The 20,281-nt window shown below is 26.5% G+C and carries 25 protein-coding genes, 1 other RNA gene and 1 riboswitch; of the genes, 23 read left to right on the top strand and 3 right to left on the bottom strand.

Annotation, left to right across the window (positions count from 1 at the left end; all coding sequences use genetic code 11):
* The 7 genes from U8307_RS14385 to U8307_RS14415 all read left to right on the top strand — a co-directional run bounded on the left by U8307_RS14385 (window position 1) and on the right by U8307_RS14415 (window position 7,185).
* Window positions 1–594 (top strand): helix-turn-helix transcriptional regulator, encoded by a 594-nt coding sequence (locus U8307_RS14385; RefSeq protein WP_326908979.1) that lies wholly within the window; start codon window positions 1–3, stop codon window positions 592–594.
* A gap of 12 nt (window positions 595–606) precedes the next feature.
* Window positions 607–1,416 carry a pyruvate, water dikinase regulatory protein gene (locus U8307_RS14390; protein WP_326908981.1) on the top strand — a complete coding sequence of 270 codons (810 nt, stop codon included), beginning with the start codon at window positions 607–609 and terminating at the stop codon, window positions 1,414–1,416.
* Window positions 1,417–1,433: 17 nt separating this feature from the next.
* On the top strand, window positions 1,434–2,447 hold the full coding sequence (locus tag U8307_RS14395) for a deoxyguanosinetriphosphate triphosphohydrolase (RefSeq protein ID WP_326908983.1): 1,014 nt from the start codon (window positions 1,434–1,436) through the stop codon (window positions 2,445–2,447).
* A 138-nt stretch (window positions 2,448–2,585) separates the two neighbouring features.
* Window positions 2,586–4,352, top strand: coding sequence for a DNA primase (gene dnaG, locus U8307_RS14400; protein WP_326908985.1), 1,767 nt, complete (start codon window positions 2,586–2,588; stop codon window positions 4,350–4,352).
* Window positions 4,353–4,355: 3 nt separating this feature from the next.
* A complete protein-coding gene (rpoD, locus tag U8307_RS14405; RefSeq protein ID WP_326908987.1) occupies window positions 4,356–5,525 on the top strand; it encodes an RNA polymerase sigma factor RpoD in 1,170 nt (389 codons plus the stop codon).
* Window positions 5,526–5,732: 207 nt separating this feature from the next.
* On the top strand, window positions 5,733–6,428 hold the full coding sequence (locus U8307_RS14410) for a tRNA (adenine(22)-N(1))-methyltransferase (protein ID WP_326908989.1): 696 nt from the start codon (window positions 5,733–5,735) through the stop codon (window positions 6,426–6,428).
* Window positions 6,406–7,185, top strand: coding sequence for a Nif3-like dinuclear metal center hexameric protein (locus tag U8307_RS14415; RefSeq protein WP_326908991.1), 780 nt, complete (start codon window positions 6,406–6,408; stop codon window positions 7,183–7,185). The genes U8307_RS14410 and U8307_RS14415 overlap by 23 nt, the downstream gene beginning before the upstream one ends.
* Window positions 7,186–7,225: 40 nt before the next feature.
* Here U8307_RS14415 and rnpB read toward each other — a convergent pair.
* The 3 genes from rnpB to U8307_RS14430 form a co-directional block, all read right to left on the bottom strand.
* An RNA gene (gene rnpB / locus U8307_RS14420) (RNase P RNA component class A) lies at window positions 7,226–7,559 on the bottom strand.
* 79 nt (window positions 7,560–7,638) lie between these two features.
* On the bottom strand, window positions 7,639–8,250 hold the full coding sequence (locus U8307_RS14425) for an ECF transporter S component (protein WP_326908994.1): 612 nt from the start codon (window positions 8,248–8,250) through the stop codon (window positions 7,639–7,641).
* 120 nt (window positions 8,251–8,370) lie between these two features.
* Window positions 8,371–8,485: riboswitch (FMN riboswitch) on the bottom strand.
* Between the two features lie 44 nt (window positions 8,486–8,529).
* Window positions 8,530–8,688, bottom strand: a complete 159-nt coding sequence (locus tag U8307_RS14430) for a hypothetical protein (RefSeq protein ID WP_326908995.1) — start codon at window positions 8,686–8,688, stop codon at window positions 8,530–8,532.
* A 189-nt stretch (window positions 8,689–8,877) separates the two neighbouring features.
* On the opposite strand from U8307_RS14430, the gene spoIIIAA reads away from it, so the two are divergent.
* The 16 genes from spoIIIAA (at window position 8,878) to recN (ending at window position 20,175) form a co-directional block, all read left to right on the top strand.
* On the top strand, window positions 8,878–9,837 hold the full coding sequence (spoIIIAA, locus tag U8307_RS14435; protein WP_326908997.1) for a stage III sporulation protein AA: 960 nt from the start codon (window positions 8,878–8,880) through the stop codon (window positions 9,835–9,837).
* A complete protein-coding gene (locus U8307_RS14440) occupies window positions 9,824–10,333 on the top strand; it encodes a hypothetical protein (protein WP_326908999.1) in 510 nt (169 codons plus the stop codon). Before spoIIIAA ends, U8307_RS14440 begins: the two co-directional genes overlap by 14 nt.
* Window positions 10,334–10,342: 9 nt before the next feature.
* Window positions 10,343–10,540 carry a stage III sporulation protein AC gene (spoIIIAC, locus tag U8307_RS14445; protein WP_326909000.1) on the top strand — a complete coding sequence of 66 codons (198 nt, stop codon included), beginning with the start codon at window positions 10,343–10,345 and terminating at the stop codon, window positions 10,538–10,540.
* A 15-nt stretch (window positions 10,541–10,555) separates the two neighbouring features.
* Entirely contained in the window at window positions 10,556–10,945 is a 390-nt protein-coding gene (locus tag U8307_RS14450) for a SpoIIIAC/SpoIIIAD family protein (RefSeq protein WP_326909001.1), read from the top strand.
* A 4-nt stretch (window positions 10,946–10,949) separates the two neighbouring features.
* Window positions 10,950–12,092, top strand: coding sequence for a stage III sporulation protein AE (locus U8307_RS14455; protein WP_326909002.1), 1,143 nt, complete (start codon window positions 10,950–10,952; stop codon window positions 12,090–12,092).
* 3 nt (window positions 12,093–12,095) lie between these two features.
* Window positions 12,096–12,536 (top strand): hypothetical protein, encoded by a 441-nt coding sequence (locus tag U8307_RS14460; RefSeq protein WP_326909004.1) that lies wholly within the window; start codon window positions 12,096–12,098, stop codon window positions 12,534–12,536.
* A 29-nt stretch (window positions 12,537–12,565) separates the two neighbouring features.
* Complete coding sequence (locus tag U8307_RS14465) at window positions 12,566–13,135, top strand: hypothetical protein (protein ID WP_326909006.1); 570 nt, start codon at window positions 12,566–12,568, stop codon at window positions 13,133–13,135.
* A gap of 18 nt (window positions 13,136–13,153) precedes the next feature.
* Window positions 13,154–13,801, top strand: coding sequence for a SpoIIIAH-like family protein (locus U8307_RS14470; protein WP_326909008.1), 648 nt, complete (start codon window positions 13,154–13,156; stop codon window positions 13,799–13,801).
* A 42-nt stretch (window positions 13,802–13,843) separates the two neighbouring features.
* On the top strand, window positions 13,844–14,239 hold the full coding sequence (locus U8307_RS14475; protein WP_326909010.1) for an Asp23/Gls24 family envelope stress response protein: 396 nt from the start codon (window positions 13,844–13,846) through the stop codon (window positions 14,237–14,239).
* Between the two features lie 84 nt (window positions 14,240–14,323).
* Entirely contained in the window at window positions 14,324–14,722 is a 399-nt protein-coding gene (nusB, locus tag U8307_RS14480; protein WP_326909012.1) for a transcription antitermination factor NusB, read from the top strand.
* A gap of 2 nt (window positions 14,723–14,724) precedes the next feature.
* Window positions 14,725–15,693: a Kae1-like domain-containing protein gene (locus U8307_RS14485; RefSeq protein ID WP_326909014.1), complete on the top strand. Its 969-nt coding sequence runs from the start codon at window positions 14,725–14,727 to the stop codon at window positions 15,691–15,693.
* Window positions 15,674–16,873, top strand: a complete 1,200-nt coding sequence (gene xseA / locus U8307_RS14490; RefSeq protein WP_326909016.1) for an exodeoxyribonuclease VII large subunit — start codon at window positions 15,674–15,676, stop codon at window positions 16,871–16,873. Before U8307_RS14485 ends, xseA begins: the two co-directional genes overlap by 20 nt.
* Window positions 16,857–17,057: an exodeoxyribonuclease VII small subunit gene (xseB, locus tag U8307_RS14495; RefSeq protein WP_326909018.1), complete on the top strand. Its 201-nt coding sequence runs from the start codon at window positions 16,857–16,859 to the stop codon at window positions 17,055–17,057. The genes xseA and xseB overlap by 17 nt, the downstream gene beginning before the upstream one ends.
* Before the next feature lie 167 nt (window positions 17,058–17,224).
* Window positions 17,225–18,016, top strand: coding sequence for a TlyA family RNA methyltransferase (locus U8307_RS14500; RefSeq protein ID WP_326909020.1), 792 nt, complete (start codon window positions 17,225–17,227; stop codon window positions 18,014–18,016).
* 16 nt (window positions 18,017–18,032) lie between these two features.
* Window positions 18,033–18,485: an arginine repressor gene (locus U8307_RS14505; protein WP_326911624.1), complete on the top strand. Its 453-nt coding sequence runs from the start codon at window positions 18,033–18,035 to the stop codon at window positions 18,483–18,485.
* A 10-nt stretch (window positions 18,486–18,495) separates the two neighbouring features.
* The gene (recN, locus tag U8307_RS14510; protein WP_326909022.1) at window positions 18,496–20,175 is read left to right on the top strand and encodes a DNA repair protein RecN; all 1,680 of its coding nucleotides are present in this window, start codon (window positions 18,496–18,498) and stop codon (window positions 20,173–20,175) included.
* The last annotated feature ends 106 nt before the right edge of the window (window positions 20,176–20,281 follow it).

The following is a 20,281-nucleotide window of genomic DNA, read 5'->3' on the forward strand; positions in this document are numbered from 1 at the left end:
ATGATAATAGAAATAATTGAAAAACATCAACCTGTAACAGGTGAATCAATAGCTGATAAAATTGGCCTTACAAGAGCTACACTAAGGCCAGATTTAGCTGTTCTTTCAATGTGTGGATTAATAGATGCAAAACCAAAAGTTGGTTATTTCATTTCGAATAAAAAAAATAATAAAGATATATTCGAAAAATTATCTGCAATTAAGGTATCAGATATTAAATCAGTTCCTATAAATATAGGAGAATCGACTAGTGTATATGATGCTATAGTAACTCTTTTTCTTGAAAACGTAGGAACTCTTTTTGTAGTTGAAAAGGACGGATTGAAAGGAGTAGTATCAAGAAAGGACTTGTTAAAAGTCTCAATGAGTGGTGGAGATTTAAATACAATTCCTGTAAGTGTTATAATGACTAGAATGCCTAAAATTATATACTGTACTGAAAATGAATCTATATTAGATGCCACAGAAAAAATTGTAGAAAACGAAGTTGACTGTCTACCTATAGTTGAGATATCAAATAATGGTATAATGAAAGCTGTAGGAAGAATATCAAAATCTAATATAGCTAAAGTATTGTTGGAAATATCAAAATAAAGAGGTACCTTTATGGAAAAAATAAATATTTATGCAGTTTCTGACTCCATGGGAGAAACTGCTGAACAAATAGCAAAAGCAGTAATAAAACAATTCGATATAGCAGAATTTGATATAAGAATAGTTCCATATGTCAATGATAAAGAAGCAATAGATAAATTAATTGCTAAAGCTTCAAAAGAAAATTCCTTTATAGTTTTTACTCTTGTTGTAAAAGAACTTAGAGATTATTTATTAGAAAAGGCCATTAGTAATGACATTGGTGCTGTTGATGTAATGACGCCAGTTCTTTTACCACTTATTAAACAACTTGGTATAATTCCAAAACAAGAACCTGGAATTTTAAGAAAATTGGACGATAAATATTTTAAGAAGGTTGAGGCAGTTGAATTTGCTGTTAAATATGATGATGGTAAAGATACTAGAGGAATACTATTAGCAGATGTAGTGTTGATTGGAGTATCTAGAACGTCAAAAACTCCTTTATCAATGTATCTGGCACATAAAAATATAAAAGTTGCAAATATTCCTTTAGTTCCAGAAGTCAGCCCACCTGAAGAACTTAATTTAATTTCGTCGAAAAAAATTATTGGTTTGACTCTAAAAAGTGATTACTTGATAAAAATTAGAAAAGAAAGATTAAAGGCAATGGGACTTAAAGATACTGCCAATTATGCCAGTTTAGAAAGAATTTTTTCAGAATTAGAATATTCTGAAAAAATAATGAATTCTCTAAAATGTAAAGTTATAGACACTACAGATAAAGCTGTTGAAGAAACAGCAAACATTATACTTGACTATATTGCTGATTATAATAAATAAAAAAGAAGGGTGATATCGTGAACATAAGGGAATCTTATGAACAATTTGAAATAGAACACTTGTCTTCAAAAGCAGCAAAAAGCAGATTTACAAAAGGCAGAAAAATTGAAGAAACTAAATGTGAGATTAGAACTGATTATCAAAGAGACCGAGATAGAATTATTCATTCAAAAGCCTTTAGAAGATTAAAACATAAAACTCAAGTATTCTTATCGCCAGAGAAAGATCACTATAGAACACGTTTAACTCATACTTTAGAAGTTTCACAAATATCAAGAACAATTGCTAGAAGTTTAAAATTAAATGAAGATTTGACTGAAGCTATAGCTTTAGGACATGATTTAGGTCATACACCTTTTGGACATACTGGTGAAAGAATTCTAAATGATTTAATAAAATCAGGTTTTAAACATAATGAACAAAGTTTACGAGTTGTAGATTTTTTAGAAATAAGAAATGGAAAGCAAGGTTTAAATTTGACTTATGAAGTTAGAGATGGTATTCTTAAACATCCAAAAGATTATAAGCCAGAAACCTTAGAAGGTCAAATTGTGAGTATTTCAGATAGAATAGCATATATTAATCACGATATTGATGATGCTATTAGAGCAAATATAATTAATCAAAAACAAATTCCAGATAAATTTTTAAATTTATTAGGAAATACCCACGGTGAAAGAATTAACACAATGATTATAAATATTATAGAAAATAGTAAGAACGAAAGTGATATTAAAATGAGTGAAGAAATAGCAAAAGCTACATCTGAACTCAGAGATTTTTTGTTTGAAAATGTTTATTATAATAAAATTGCTAAAAGTGAAGAAGATAAAACTACTTTTATAGTAGAAAAAATTTTCGAATACTATATCAATCATTTTGATGCACTTCCCGATTATTACTTGAAAATTTATAATGAGAATAACTTTACAAAGAATGAAGTAATTAAAGATTATATAGCAGGTATGACTGATAATTACGCAATGAATATTTTTGAAAAATTATATATTCCTAAGCCATGGCAACAATAAAACCTCCACCTATAAAAGTGGAGGTCTTAAAAAAATAAAGAAGAAATTTCTTTGGCAAATTTCTTTGAAACTTTTTTATTGACAACCACCTATGTATATGTTATAATTTACCTTCAATGTAAGGATAATGGTGATATTATGCCCTATAAATTGGATTCTGAAGTAATAGATAGAATTCTTGATGAAAATAATATTGTAGATTTAATAGAAGAATACTTACCGTTAAAGAAGGCAGGTGCAAATTATAGTACTAACTGTCCCTTTCATAAAGAAAAGACTCCGTCCTTCATTGTTTCTCCGGAGAAACAAATATTTCATTGCTTCGGATGTGGTGAAAGCGGAAATAGCATAAATTTTCTTATGAAATATAAAAATTTTACTTTTGTAGAAGCTTCTGAATATCTAGCTAAAAGAGCAGGAATAGTTTTAGAAGAGGTCGTTCCCCAAAATATTAACAACAGCAATAAAATATTATCTGACAAGCTATATGAAATAAATCGAGAAGCTGCATCATTTTTTTATAGAATCTTAAAAAAACATCCAGAAGTTATCAAGTACCTGCATAGTAGAAAAATTGATGCAAATGTAATAAAAATATTTGGAATTGGATATGCTATCAACGAATGGGATAATTTGTTAAGATATTTGTTGAATAAAGGTTTTAAAGAAGAAGATATATCTAAAACTGGATTAATAATTAAAAGTAAAAATAGAAATAATTACTATGATAGATTTAGAAACAGGGTAATATTTCCTATTTGGGACGTTAAAAGACGCATTGTTGGTTTCGGTGGTAGAGTACTTGATGATTCTTTACCCAAATACTTAAATTCACCTGAAAGTTTAGTATTTAGCAAAGGTAATAATTTATATGGAATTAATATCGCAAAGGAAACCGTACGAGATAAAAGCTTTATTTTAGTTGAAGGTTATATGGATGTAATTAAAATGCATGCTCATGGATATAATACTACAGTTGCAGCATTAGGTACTTCTTTAACTGAAAATCAAGTAAAACTTATGAAGAGATATAGTAAAAATTTTTACATAGCATTTGATGCAGATACTGCAGGACAAAAAGCTGCTCTAAAAGCTATTAACATGATTAAAAAGACTAATCTAAATGGTAGAGTAGTAGTAATCCCAGATGCAAAAGATCCAGATGAATATTTAAATAAATTCGGAAAATCAAAATTCGACAAACTTATAGAAAATTCTTTAGATTATTATAGCTTTTTAGAATTTTATTATAAAGATATATATGAAAATTCTAGTAAAGTTGAATATATAAATAAATATTTTGAAAATATAGTAAATGTAGGAAGTGAAATTGAAAAAGAATTAATTTTTGAAAAATTATCGGAAAAAGTAGGGGTTTCCAAAGATTCTATATTAAAAGAATACAACAAAATAAAAACTAAAAAGAGAAATTATGTTAAAAATGCACCACCTGTTACATATAAACCGCAGGTTAATAAAATTACTACATCACACGAAGAAGAGCTAATTAAACTAATTCTCATTAATAATGATTTTGCATTATACTTAAAAGAGATAGTAAATGAAGATACCTTTAAGGACTTGAATTTCTATAATATATTTAAAGAGATGTATAATTACAAAATCAATAATATGAATTTAAACGAAGAAAGCTTAAAAAAGATAATTAGTGATAAAATGGATGTAAGTGTTTTTGTGCAGAATGACGATGTTGATTACAATAATTTAGAGGCTTTATTCAAAGATTGTATGAAGAGACTTAAAATTAGGTATTATGAAAAAAAGAAAGCTATGCTAACTGATAGCATAAAAGAGTCTAATAATACGTTAGAGAACAATGTCATTATGAATGAAATTTTTAGCCTCGCTAAAAAAATTAAATCAACTAAGGAGGAAGTAAATTAGCCCATGATGGAAAACAAAAATGTACCTGTTAGTAAAGAGGATGAATCTGCTAAAAATGCTGAAGTCTTTCAAAAAATAGAAACAATTAAGAATAGATTATTAGAAAAAGGTAAAAAAAATGGATTTATAACATATAAAGAAGTCCTAAGATCCTTTGAAAAATTAGATATTAACCCTGAATTTATAGATGATTTTTATAAACTAATTGAAGATAATGATCTTGAAATTTTAGGATTTCAAGATGATATGATACCTGAAAAGGTAGAGGATGAAGAAGAAACTGATATAAAAGAAGATGCTGACTTCTTTGTTAGCCAAACCGATGATGATATCTTAAAGGGAGTTAATATAGATGACCCTGTAAGGATGTATTTAAAAGAAATTGGTAAAGTTCCTTTATTAACAGCCCAAGAAGAAGTAGACTTAGCGAAATTAATTCAAGATGGTGATGAGGAAGCAAAAAAAAGATTAGCAGAAGCTAACCTGCGACTAGTTGTCAGTATTGCTAAAAGATACGTTGGTAGAGGAATGCTATTTTTAGACCTTATACAAGAAGGAAATCTAGGTTTAATTAAGGCTGTAGAAAAATTCGATTATACAAAAGGTTTTAAATTTAGTACTTATGCTACATGGTGGATTCGACAAGCAATTACAAGAGCAATTGCTGATCAAGCAAGAACAATAAGAATTCCTGTTCATATGGTAGAGACAATTAATAAGCTTATTAGAATAAAAAGACAGCTTCTCCAAGAACTAGGACGAGATGCAACACCAGAAGAAATTGCACTTGAAATGGATATGGAACCTGATAAAGTTAGAGATATATTAAAAATTGCTCAAGAACCTGTTTCATTAGAAACTCCTATAGGTGAAGAAGAAGATAGTCATTTAGGTGATTTTATACCAGATGATGATGTTCAAGCTCCCTCAGATGTTGCAACATTTACTTTATTAAAAGAACAACTTTCATCAGTACTTCATACTTTAACAGATAGAGAACAAAAAGTTTTAAGATTAAGATTTGGTTTGGATGATGGAAGAGCACGAACACTTGAAGAAGTTGGTAAAGAATTTGAGGTTACAAGGGAAAGAATTAGACAAATTGAAGCAAAAGCTTTAAGAAAATTGAGACATCCAAGTAGAAGTAAAAAATTAAAGGATTATCTTGAGTAGTAGCAAATTTAATTATTGTCATTGTATGAATAAACCAAAAATTAGATTCTACTTCGTAGAATGACAAGGTAATTATGATAAATTAAAATAAATGGAATGTTTACATTCCATTTATTTTATATATATTAAATTATTGAAAAGACTATTAAAAAACATAACTTTCATCAGTCTTGCATTTTTAATTATGTAAAGAATAAGGGGAATAATATGAACCGTTTAGAATGTATAAAATCTATGGTATCAAAGTGTAATACCGCTGCTGATATTGGTACTGATCACGGATACATAGCAGAAATGCTATTACATGACAACACTGCAAAAAAAGTAATTGCTAGTGATATAAACAAAGGACCTTTAAATCGTGCAATAAAATACTTAACATCTAAGAATTTGAACTGCTATTGTGATTTTAGATTAGGTAGCGGTTTAAAAGTATTAAATAAAGAAGAAGCTGAGGCCATTATAATTGCTGGAATGGGTGGAGAGCTAATATCTAATATATTAGAAGAGTCAAAAGATATATCATCTAGTACATATCAATTAATATTACAACCTATGACTGCTGTTGATAAGTTACGGCGGTATTTATATAATAACAACTTTAAAATTATAGATGAAGATATTGTGAAAGAACAACAACATTATTATTTTATTATAAAAGCAGAACCTGGCTTCTCAATAATAGAAGATGAAATTTATTATGAATTTAGTAAAATTTTAATAGGAAACAATAATCAAATTATGAAAAATTATATTATTAAAGTTTTACAAACAAATAATAAAATCATTCGTAATCTTGAATTGACAAATAATTCTTCATATAAAGAAAAAATTAATATATTAAAAAATAAGAATAATAAAATAATGGAGTTGATAAACAATGAAACTAAATTTAATAGTTGAATTATTAGAATCTAAATTAAAAATAAAAACACAAGAAACTTGGGATAACAGTGGTCTACAAATAGGCAATTTAAATAGTGACATAAAAAATATTATGTTAATACTAGATCTAGATTTAGATTCAGTTAAATATGCGATAAAAAGTGGAATAAACTTAATAATAACTCATCATCCATTTATATTTGGGTCATTAAAATCAATAGACTTCAATACTTATGATGGTTTAATCATCAAAAATTTAATTTTAAACAACATTAATTTATATAGTATGCATACAAACTTAGATATGGCAGAATATGGAGTGAATTATAAATTAGCTCAAAAGCTTAGTATTAGAAATTATGCTATTCTACATGAAGTAAATGAAAGTGATAATGGATATGGTGGTATTGGAAATATTGAAGAGCAAAACATCATAAAATATGCTGAATCAGTTAAAGATTCATTGAATTGTAGTAATATTAAACTATATTGTAATGATTTAAATAAAAAAATAAGAAAAATTGCCTTTTGTGGGGGAAGTGGAAGTGATTTTATAGATGACGCAATAAATAAAGGCGCAGATGTTTATATAACTGGAGATATAAAATATCATCAAGCTCAAAATGCTTTAAAAAATAATTTAAGTATAATTGATGCTGGTCACTACAATACAGAATATCACACTTTAGAAACCATAAAAAATATTCTAGAAAATACTAAAGACTTTAAAATAACTATTTTAGAGAAAAACACTGTAAATGAAATAATAATTTAATATAAAAAACACTTGAAATTTTCAAGTGTTTTATTTTCTTTTAAGGAGTAAATACATAAGCCGAGTTCTGTATTAAACAGTCATCTATCTACGCTTACTGTTACCAGTAAGCTCTAGCAACCTACCATTTGGACTGTGACGAGCAGCCACTCCAAAGTCCTATCTTGGTCTTGCTCCAGGTGGGGTTTACATAGCCAATTAGTCGCCTAATTGCTGGTGAGCTCTTACCTCACCTTTCCATCCTTACCACAAAAGTGGCGGTTTCTTTCTGTTGCACTTTCCTTAAGGTCGCCCTCACTGGGTGTTATCCAGCACCTTGCTCTACGGAGCTCGGACTTTCCTCATGCCAAGCATGCGACTGTACAATTTACTCTACACTATATTACATTAAATATAGGTTTAAGTCAACTTATAATATTTTCCTTTACAACCATTCAATTCAATTTACGAATATTATTTGTGAAGAATAGGGGATAGTCTTTTATAAATCAATAATGTGATCGCTGAAACTATAATACCTTTTAATATGTTGAATGGTACTACTGCATATAGTATAAAAGTTTTTAGGTCAATTATATAAGGATTTAAAGCATTTCCCATATCTATAAATGACTGTATTGGCGCACCAAAAACTTTTGCATAAGCTGGCAATAATACCGAATAGTTTAATAATGCTCCCACAATTGCAAGAGAAATAGTACCTACTACCATTCCTATAATTGCTGTTTTCATTGTTTTATGGTGTCTGTAAATATAACCAGCAGGTATTACAAAAGAACAACCTATTAGAAAGTTTGCTAATTCTCCAATTCCTCCTGTAATTGTTCCATTTAACACAAAATTCAATAGTATTTTAACAAATTCAATTGCTATAGCAGCAAAAGGTCCTAAAGCAAATGCTCCGATTAAAACAGGAATTTCACTAAGGTCTAATTTGTAAAAGCTTGGAGCAAACCATAAAGGCATTTCAACTAGCATTAAAACTCCTGCTATTGCTGATAATACTCCAATTTTAGTCAATGTTTTTACACTTTTTTTTTGATTGATTGAAATTTCATTTTTCATATTTTCCTCCTTGTGCTTTGCACTATTAAAGATTTAGAGGCTTCAAATAAATATATTATAAAATAAAAAAGCCTCTGAAATCTTCAGAGGCATAACTTCGATAGAAATTGCTTATATTAGTAATCTCTTCTACCATCCAGACTATACTGTCGGTATTGGAATTCCACCAATTCAACCTTTCGGCTCGCGGACTATAACCGCCGGTAGGGAATTTCACCCTGCCCTGAAGATATTTCACGTCTATATTATAACATGGTATTTTATTTTGTAAAGTAATTTCTAAAAAAAAATTTTTTTTCTTAAAAATAATCCTGTTAATATACATATAATTGATATTAATATTGATAGGAAATTTACAGTTTTAAATTTTATTTCTATTAAAATACCTAAAATACCTATTAATATTAATCCCACCCAAATAAATTTATTAAGTTCCATATTTACCTCCTATACATATTTTTTATTGTAACAAATTTTATGAAAACTTCCAACATTTTTGATTGTAAAGAATTAATTCTTTGTTTCAAATATATGTTTTTATATATATAAAATCTTATCATATTTTTATATATTTTTAATATTATAAAATATAAGCGTGATTCACTCATAGACAAAGGGGATAAATTTATGAAAAATATTATAAAACTATTAAATAGCAACATAAACAAAATACTAAGTAATCACTCTAGATTTTTTGAGTATGATGCAATTGAAATTAGACTAAGAACAAACAGCCCAGTTTTTGTCAAAAGTATAAAAGGGGATTATTTTTTAGGACTAAACGATATATCAAGAAGGTACAATGATAATTACTATAAAATAAAGAAAAAAGATATTGCGGATACAATAGCAAGTCTAACCTTAAACTCGATTCATGCTTTTGAAAAAGAAATTCAAGGAGGATATATTACTATTGAAGGTGGACATAGAGTTGGACTTAGCGGTGATTGTATTTATGAAGGAGACAAATTTAAGGGATTTAAAAATATAACATCACTAAATATAAGAATAGCAAGGGAATTTGTTGGATGTACTAAAAGTTATTTTAAGTATTTTATAAGTCATAGCAACAAAATATACAACACATTAGTAATAGGCCCTCCGCTGTCAGGAAAAACAACCTTTATTCGTGATATTTCAGCTCATCTAAGTGATGGAGTTAAAACAAAAAATTTTGATGGTTGTGATGTCACTATTATTGACGAGAGGGGAGAAATATCTTCTGTATTTAATGGAGTTCCACAAATGTATGTAGGTAGAAGAACTGATGTTTTAGCTTATTGTATGAAAAAAGAAGGCTTTATAATGAGTATACGTGCACTTTCTCCAAGAGTAATAATATGTGATGAATTAGGATCAAAAGACGATTTTGAAGCAATTCAATATGCTTTAAAGAGTGGGGTAAACATAATTGCAACAGCTCATGGCTACAGTGTAGAAGATATCAAAAAAAATATTTATTTGAAAAATATTATTAATAATTGTTTCTTTGACAGGGTTATAATTTTAAGTGGTAGTAAACCATTAGATATAAAAGAAATTTATGATATTCAAAAGAACAGGGTGATTCTTAATGATAATGATTAAAATATCTTTGTTTCTTCTCACTGTTTTTACAGTTAGATATATTTTTATTTTAATTAATAATATTGGAGACAAAAAAATTATCAAAATGAAAGAATTAATAGAATTTACAGAATATTTGAGAATTTATTCTTGTGATTTAAAAATGTCATTTGAAGAAATCTTAGACAAGTTTAATTTTAAAAGTAAAGTAGTTAAAATCATTTGTTATAGACTTCTAGAAGAAATGAAGAAACAAGAAAATAAAAGCAAAAAAAACTTTTTAACTTTTGTTGAAAACAGTACTACTACTCCAATGGAATTTAATTATTACTTTGCAGAAATAATAGATTATTATGGCAATACATTTTCAGATATTTTGGACAAGAAGTTAAGCATTGCTTCTCGGGAGATGGAAATTATTATGAAAGAATATGAATCAATACATAAAGAAAAGAAAAACTTATACAATAAAATTTCAATATTAGTAGGTTGTTTGACTGCAATAATTCTAGTTTAGGAGGAATGTATGGATATAGATATAATTTTTAAAGTTGGTGCTATTGGTTTAGTAGTTGCTGTTTTTAATCAAATTTTAACTAGAACAGGAAGGGACGAGCAGGCAATGTTTGTCACACTAGCAGGTGTCGTAGTTGTAATGGCTCTTATTATTGGAATGATAAATGATTTATTTATGGAGGTAAAATCAGTTTTTAACTTATATTGATGAAAGGATTTCTCTATGTTGCTTACAAGAATCATATTTATTGCTGTTATAACAATTATTTTAAGCATCATTATCTCAAAATTTAATACGGAATTCAAAGTATATATTTCAGTAGTGTTTGGTGTACTCGTCATAGTTCTCTTATTTGGAGAGTTAAAAGTATATATTTCTGAATTTATTAATATATTTAACAAATATAATATAAAAATTGACAACTTCAGTATAATCCTAAAGATTATTGGTATAGCTTATCTGTGTGATTTTATATCATTATTATGTAAAGATTTAAATTACGAATCCATCGGCAAAAAAGTTGAAATGGCTGGTAAGATAATTATTTTAATATATTCTATAGATATAATTAAAATATTCCTAGATCAAATTTTGCTTCTAATGAACGGGTGATGAAATGAAAAAAAAGATTATACTTATGATAATAATTGTAATAACACTTAGCACATTCAATGTTTATGGAGTAAATAAAAGTTTAGAAGAAGCGGCTGACAATATCCCTACAAATAATCTTGAGGATTTTTTGAATAGTAACAGTTCTTATTTTGAAGATAATAATATTAACGTTAAAAGCTTAATTGAAAATGCTTTTAAAGGAAAATTAGACATAAGTTTAAAAGATTACTTACAATATCAAATAAAGAATGAACAGGGATTTTTAAAAGATATTTTTAAAACATGTGCAAATGTACTGATTATATGTATGATGTTAACAATAATAAAATATTTTACAGATGAAATTGGAAATCAAAGTGTTTCTGAAATAGTTGTGTTTTTTTCAGTTATAGTAATATTTACAATAATACTTAAGGATGTATTATCGCTTAAAAATATGCTTAATAATGATTTTGCCAGATTTAAAACTATAACAGAGGATATTAATGCTATATTTTTAGCAGCGATGCTTACCTTCGGCAAGTTAAGTATATTGCAATTTTTTCAAACATATTTGAATTATATAATTGGTATAACAACTCAATTTATATATAGCTTTACAGATATTATAACGCTGATTATGATTTCAATTATTTTAATTAATAATTCAAGTAAATTAATTAATGCAAAGTTGCTTTACAAATTTTTAAAAAAGGGAACATTATTAATTTTGTCAGGTTATATTATTATTGTAGTCATAAATTTTTCTGTACAAGGATATATATTATATAAAACAGATAATATTTTTATAAGTTCTATAAAAGCTTTATCTCCTTCATCAATTCCTGTTGTTGGAAACGCAGTTACTAGTTTTTTTGGAGTTTTCCTTAAAAGTTTACTGATGATTAAGGATGTTTTAGGAATAATAGTCATTATATTTATTATTTCTGCTTTCGGAGGATCACTAATTAAAATGATATTAGTTTTAATTATGTATAAATCTACAGCAGTAATTGTTGAACCTTTTAATGATAATATATCCAAGCTCATTTATGAAATGGCTGATATATTTTTCATATATTTAATTTGCTTGATTACACCAATTGTAATAACAACTGTATACTACTCTGTTTTATTAAACTTTATGAATAATATTTTTGGATAGCCTATGAAAAATATAATAGTAAATATATTAATTTTAGTAATGATGTTCAACATAATAATGTTAATATTTCCGGAAGGGAAAACTCAAAAATTTTGTAGATTAATAATAAAAATTTTTATTATAGTTTATATTATCAATAATATATTTTTTAATGGAAGCATTGTTTTTGAAGATTTACTTCAAGATGTTCCCGTTTCTTCCTATTCATATCAAAGAGAAATTAACATTGAAAATGTGGATAAAGAATTTATTGATAAGATAAACAATAATACTTTTGACGGAGAGGAAGTGATTAAAGATATAACCCTTAACTTTACAGAGGATATGGATATAAAAGCTGTTATAACACTAAACAAATTCTTAAATATAGAAGAATCTTCTCAATTTAAAAAAGTAATAGCAGAAATTTTTAATATCAATACTGAAAATATTGAAATCGACTGATGAAAAAGTAGGAAAGGATAGGAAGCTTTATGTCTATGTTAAACACCATTTTTAATATCTTCAAAGAAAATAAAAAATTAGTTTATGCAGTTAACATTTTTATATTATTAGTGATTATATCCTTGATATTAAAGTTTAATACTACAAATTTGATTAGTAGTAATACCTCCGAAAATGCATCTGCATTTAATAGCTCTGATAATAATAAAATCACTACCGATAGTTATGTGTACGCTATGGAAAAGAGAATGGAAGAAATATTAGGAAAAATAGAAGGTATTAAAAGTGTAGATGTTATGCTTTACACAAAAAAAACTCCTGAAATGGAACCAATTTATGATGAAAACACAAGTTTAGAAACTAATAACGAAATAGGAAGTGAAGGTATGAAAAGAGAGGTGAACAGAGAAACTAAGCAAAACCAGGTTGTTATAGGGAACAATAATCAGGTTGTTGAAAAATATTACCAATATCCAGAAATTTCAGGTGTTCTTGTGGTAGTAGATTATGATGGAAATAAGGATATTTATACAATTTTAATGAATTCAATAAAAACTTTATTTGATATAAATGTCAATGATATTGAAGTAGTATATTAGATTTAGGGGGATAATTAAATGATTATGAAAAAAGAAACATTAGTATTTTTAACATCTTTGGCTATAATATTTATTATAGGTTATGTAAATATGACAATGGAGCCAGCAAATACATTTGATGAAAATGAATATGCACAAATAATTGATGAAACAATTTCTGAGAATAATGAAGAAAAAAGTAATGCGATAATAGTAGAAGGTGAAACTGAAACAGATTATGAAATTCTAGGAGACATAACCGATATAACTGATATTGAAAGCATAACAGCATCAACAACACCAACTGAAGAAGCTAGCTCTAATACGTTGAATATAAGTTTTAATAATTTCAAGCTTAATAAAGAAAAAAGCAATATGGAAGTAATTGATCATTTAGAAGGAAATATAAGTAACAGCCTTATATCAGATGATACTAAACAGCAATTTGAAAATTTACTTTTAAATAAAAATAACTTCATTGAAACAGAACAAGATATTGAATTAATGCTTCAAAGCAAAGGCTACAACGAATCAGTTGCAATTGTTGACGATAATATGGTTAAAGTAATTACAAATGATACACTAGAGCAAGCTGATGTTACTAAAATTCTTGATATAATTGTATCTGAAACAAACTACGAAACTGAACAAATTAAAATTGTAAAATTTGATAATATTGAATTGTAAAATTTTACATCTTCTGATATAATTATTTATGGAGGTGCTAATATGGAAAACAATGAGACTTTTGAATACGGACAGGTAAAAATATCAGATGACGTTGTCATAATAATCGCTGGTATAGCAACAAGTGAAGTAAAAGGTGTCAGTACAACTCGTACAGGAGTTACAGAAGGAATTACTGGCCTTTTTTCCAAAAATACTTACTCTAAGGGTATAAAAGTAGAAATAAATGAAAATACTGTTGTTTTAGATATCTTCATCAACGTTGAATACGGAAATAAAATAAATGAGGTTGCTAAAAACGTACAAATGAAAGTTAAACAAGAAATAGAAACCATGACGGATTTAACTGTTGCTAGCGTAAATGTTCATGTGCTTAACATAGTACAAGAAAAGGAAAAACAAAAAGAATTACCTGAAACTGAGATAATAACAGATTAAAAGAAATGGTAATATAGATTGACAATTTTATTTTGTCAATCTATAATTTATTTAAGGGAAAATAGCATCTTTTATGGAGGAAATATGAAACGAAAAGAAACAAGAGAAGAAGCTGTCAAAATTGCTTACTCTATGGATATAAATAAAAACTATGACAAAATGGGTATAAATCAATATGTTCAACACTTTGAATTGACTAATATAGATATTGAATATCTTGAAAAAACTATTGGTGATATGATTGATAACTTAGAAAAAATTGACCAATACATTGAAGAAAATTCAAAAGATTGGAAAATAACTAGAATAGCAAAAGTTGATTTAGCTGTTCTCCGTATATCCCTTTCTGAAATTTTATATAATAAATCAATACCAGAAAGTGTATCGATAAATGAAGCTGTGGAAATAAGCAAAAAATATTCAAAAGACGATTCTCATAAATTTATAAATGGTTTATTAGGATCTATAGTGAGGAAAGTCTAGTAATGTCAGACTATATAATGGGCATTGATACAAGTGCATACACTACATCAATAGCTTTAATAGATTCCATAAAAGGTACAATAGAAACAGATATGAGAAAAATCTTGTCTGTTTCCCCAGGACAAAGGGGATTAAGGCAACAAGATGCAGTTTTTCAGCATCTAAAAAACTTTCAAGAACTCATTCAGAAAACACAACATAACCTTCAAAATGTAAAAACTATCGCAGTAAGCTCAAAACCTAGAAATGTTGAAGGTTCATATATGCCGGTTTTTACTGTTGGACAAAACTATGGAAAAGTAATTGCCAAAACTTTAAACTGTAATTATATTGAATACTCACATCAAGAAAATCATATTGGCGCTTCAGTAATTAATCATTACAAAAATATAAAAAATAATACTCTAGCAATACATATATCAGGAGGAACAACTGAATTTTTATCTATAGAAAAAATATTTAAAGGTTATTCAACTAAAATAATAGGTGGAAGTAAAGATATAACATTTGGCCAATTAATAGACAGAATAGGAACTTATCTAAAATTTCCATTTCCATGTGGCAAATATATGGAAAACTATATGAAAGAAAATGTTGATATAGAAAAAATCAAACTACCTTCCATTAGCGGAAATACCTTTATTAATTTATCTGGAATGGAAAACTATTATAAAAATTTATATAATTTAAATAAATACAATAAAGAAACTATAATTTCATCTTTATTTGAATATATAGCTACATGTATAATTTACATAATAAAAAAAATTGAACTCAATTATAATTTCGATACAATCATAATAACTGGTGGAGTTGCATCTAATGATATTATCAGAAATACTATTATGAAAGAATTAAATCGAAAATTTGGTATTATACTTCCAACAAAGATTTATTCTTCAGATAACGCAGTTGGAATTGCTTATTTACCAATTATAGACAGGTGGTATAATGAAACTAAAACCAATTAAAGTATCCGTACTTAACCAATTTATAAAAAAATATATAATGAGCAATTCAATTCTAAACAATCTTCGAATTGAAGGTGAAATATCTAACATTAGAATTAGTAAAACAGGATATACTTATTATTCTTTATGTGATGAAAAGTCTTGTATTAATTGTGTTGCATTTTATCAAGATACAATATCAAAAAATGGGGACAAAGTTATAGCAGAAGGTGAACTTTCTGTTTACGAAGCAAAGGGTACTTATCAATTAAATGTTAGAAAAGTTGAACGAATTGGAATAGGTAAGATACTTCAAGATTTAGAAGTTCTTCACGAAAAAATGAAAGCTAAAGGGATGTTTGACAAAGATAAAAAATTACCTTTGTTTCCATCCAATATTGGCATTATTACTTCAAAATCAGGAGCTGCCATAAAAGATATTTTAAAAACTTTTGAAAGTGTCAAAGGAAACTTTGAAGTTGTAATATATAATGTTCTTGTGCAGGGAAATAAAGCAAAAGAAAATATAATTAATGGAATAAAATATTTCAATAATAATGGTTCAGATGTAATACTAATTTCCAGAGGTGGTGGAAGTTTTGAAGATTTAAATGTATTTAATGACTTAGATATAGCAGAAGAAGTTTACAAATCAATTGTTCCAATAGTAACAGGTATCGGACATGAAACAGATAGGACATTAACTGATTATGTAGCTGATGTATATTGTCATACTCCTACAGCAGCGGCTGAAAAAATAATTATTGGTTATAAAGATATACAAGATACTCTAAAAGCCTTACTATTCAACTTAAAACAAAGTACATCTAACTATCTATCATTAAAAGAATCTGAATTGAAAACTTCTAGATATATTTTGAAAAGTTATCTTCCTATAGAAAATATTTTTAAACAAAAAAGTAATTTAGAAAATTATAAGGCATTAATCATAAATAATACACAAAAAAAATTATGTGACTTAATGTATCAATTGCAAATAATGTACGAAAAACTACAGAGTAACAATTATAACAATCAACTTTATAAAGGCTTTGCAATTGTATCTGATTTAGAAGGGAATATAATTAAAAATATTAATCAAATTAAAAAACAAGATTTACTAACTATTAGATTCAAAGATTTTATTGTTAAAGCAGAAACTTTGAATATAGATGAGGTGGATTATGAAAAAAAATTATGAAGATTTTGAAAGCGCATTATCAGATTTAAAGGATATAATACAAAAATTTGAAGATACGGATAAAATTTCTATAGATGAATTATTAAATAATTATGAAAGAGGCATGAATGCTTACTCTTTTTGTATAAATAAGCTTGAAGATACACAGAAAAAAATTAAAATAATAGATTCAAATTATGAGTAATTCATTAACGCTAAACTTATAAATATAAATAAATGAATTTTAATAATTCCTTTATATAAAATTAATATTTGATATTTATAAGTTTGCATGCTATAATATTTACTGAATTATTAATGTATTTATTATTATAATTAGAATAAATATTTAATTTAATGAAAGGGTATTAAATGGAAAAAAATAGGCTAGACGTATACCTATTTATAACGGGACTTGCAGAAAGCAGAGAAAAGGCAAAAAAATTAATTTCGAATAAAATGGTTTATGTTAATAATAATTTAATAACTAAACCCTCATTAAAAATAGATGAAAATTCTACAATATATATAAAAAATACAGATAATTATGTAGGTAGAGGTGCTTCTAAACTAGAAAAAGCGTTGGATGTATTTAGTATAAATGTAACTGACAAAATTTCTGTTGATGTTGGTGCCTCAACAGGTGGATTTACAGATATTCTATTGAAAAAGGGAGCTTTAAAAGTTTATTCAATAGACGTTGGCCATGACCAGCTACATGAAAAACTAAGAAATAACCAAAAAGTAATAAATTTAGAAGGTATTAATTTTAGGTATATTGACATTAAATTATTTAAAGAATATGTCGATATAATAGCTGTAGACGTTTCCTTTATATCTTTAAAGCTTATTTTACCTAAAATTGTCGAAATTAGTCATATAAACACAGATATTATTGTTTTAATTAAACCACAATTTGAAGCAGGCAAAGGTAATGTTGGAAAAAATGGAGTAGTAAAAGATAAAAAAATACATTTAGTTGTTCTTAATAATTTTAACGAATATTGTAAAGATAACGGTTTATATATAAATAATATAACCTTTTCACCTATAAAAGGCGGTAATGGAAATATTGAATATTTAGCTTATTTAAAAAAAATATCAAAAACTAATTCAAATTTTAATTTTAGAAGCTTAATTAATGAAGCTTTTGATTTATTATAAATATAAGAGGTGACTAATAAAAAAGTACACGAGACAATCTAAAATTTTAGAACTGATATCAAAAAAAGAAGTGGAAACACAGGAAGAATTAGCTGATGGATTAAAATCCTTAGGCATTGATGTTACTCAAGCAACTATTTCAAGAGATATAAAAGAACTCAGATTAGTTAAAGTAATGTCTAAAAGTGGAAAATACAAATATGCAACAATTGGACAAAGCCAAGAAGGAATTACTGACAGATTAAATAAAATATTTGAAAATTCTGTTGTAAATATTGATTCGGCCGTTAATTTAATAATTATTAAAACAATACCAGGAGCTGCACAAATATGTGCATCTGCAATTGATTATATGGGTATTGATGAAATAGTAGGAACTTTAGCAGGTGATGATACTGTTTTTGTTGCTATTAAACAAGTAAGTGATGTAGAATATGTATTACAGGAATTTAAGAAGAATATAAGATAATGGTGATAATATGCTGCTTAAATTAAATATTAGCAATTTTGCTGTATTTGAAAAAGAGTCCATTGATTTTGAAAATGGATTTAATGTTTTTACTGGAGAAACTGGTTCTGGAAAATCTATTTTAATTGAAGCACTGTCTCTTATATTAGGAGAGAGAGCATCAAAAGATTTTATTAGAAAAGGAAAAAAAAGCTCGCTATTAGAGGCTATTTTTGATATTTCACAAAATAAAAACCTTGAAAATTTTTTAGATTTGATAAATATAGAAATTGATGATAATGACTTTTTAATAATTTCTAGAGAAATAATGGATAATGGGAAAAGCATTAATAAAATAAATGGAAGAACTGTTCCATTAAATACAATAAAAGAAATTGGCAGCTATTTAATTGACATATATGGTCAATTTGACAATGAAAGTTTATTTAAAAAAGAAAATCATATTAAAATGTTAGATAGCTTAATAGATAGGGATTTAAGTCCACTTAATGATAAGTATAAATACTTGTATAAAAGTTATAATAAAAAATGTGAAGAAATAAAATATATTCAAGAAAAACTAATCAATAAAGATATAAAAATAGAGCAACTTCAATATGAATTAAATGAAATTGATGATGCAAATATACAGCAGTTTGAAGAAGAAAAATTACTTAATGAAATTAAAAAACTTTCGAATGTACAAGAAATTAAAACTTCTCTATACGAAGTTTATAATATTTTAAGTTCGGATAGTAATTCATCTGTTAACAGCTTAAACAAAGTATACAGTATTTTAAATAAAGTCAAAAATTTTGATGATGGATTACATGACTTATTCCCAAGATTGGAACTTTTAATAGAAGAGTTACAATCATTAATATACGATATACGAAATTATTCTGAAGGTCTTGATGTAGATGATGAACGTCTATTAACTATAGAAAACAGAATTTCTCTTATTAATAGACTTAAAAGAAAATATGGATTTAATTTAGAAAAAATTTTAGAATATAGAAATTCTGTAGAAAAAGAACTAAATATAATTAAAGATGCTGAAAAAAATTTAAATGAATTAAATATAGAAAAAGAACAATTATTTAAATCAATAAAAACATGTGCAGATAAAATTTCTAATAAAAGAAAAGATGCCGCAATTATTTTGGAAAAAAATTTGCTAAAAGAGCTACATGATTTAAATATGAAAAATATTAAATTTAAAGTTAATATAATTAAAAAACCAGATTTTTCACCTGATGGAATAGATTCAGTAGAATTTTTGATATCAACCAATATTGGTAGTGATTTAAATTCAGTACAAAAGGTAGTATCAGGTGGAGAAGCATCTAGAATTATGTTAGCTTTTAAAAAAATAAGCTGTGAAACCGATAATAGTCAAACTATGGTTTTTGATGAAATAGATGCTGGAATAAGTGGTAAAACAGCTCAAATGGCGGGCATAAAGATGAATTACATATCAAAAAATCATCAAGTAATTTGTGTAACTCATTCACCTCAAATAGCATCAATAGCAAAAAAGCATTTTCTAATTGAAAAAGGCATTTCTGAAAATAACACTTTCAGCACTGTGAAAAGAATTTATAATAAAGATAAAATATATGAAATTGCACGATTGTTAAGCGGCATGAAGGTAACTGAAAAATCTTTAAGCAATGCGAAGGAATTAATTGAGATTAGCGACAATATGTAAAAATATATTAAAAACACTTGTAAAATATAAAAATTCACAAAAGATTTATATGTATAAAACAAGTGTCATATGGAGAAGTTAAGAATAAAACTTGAAGGAGAATTAG

This window comes from Sedimentibacter sp. MB31-C6 (assembly GCF_035934735.1).
Lineage (GTDB): Bacteria > Bacillota > Clostridia > Tissierellales > Sedimentibacteraceae > Sedimentibacter.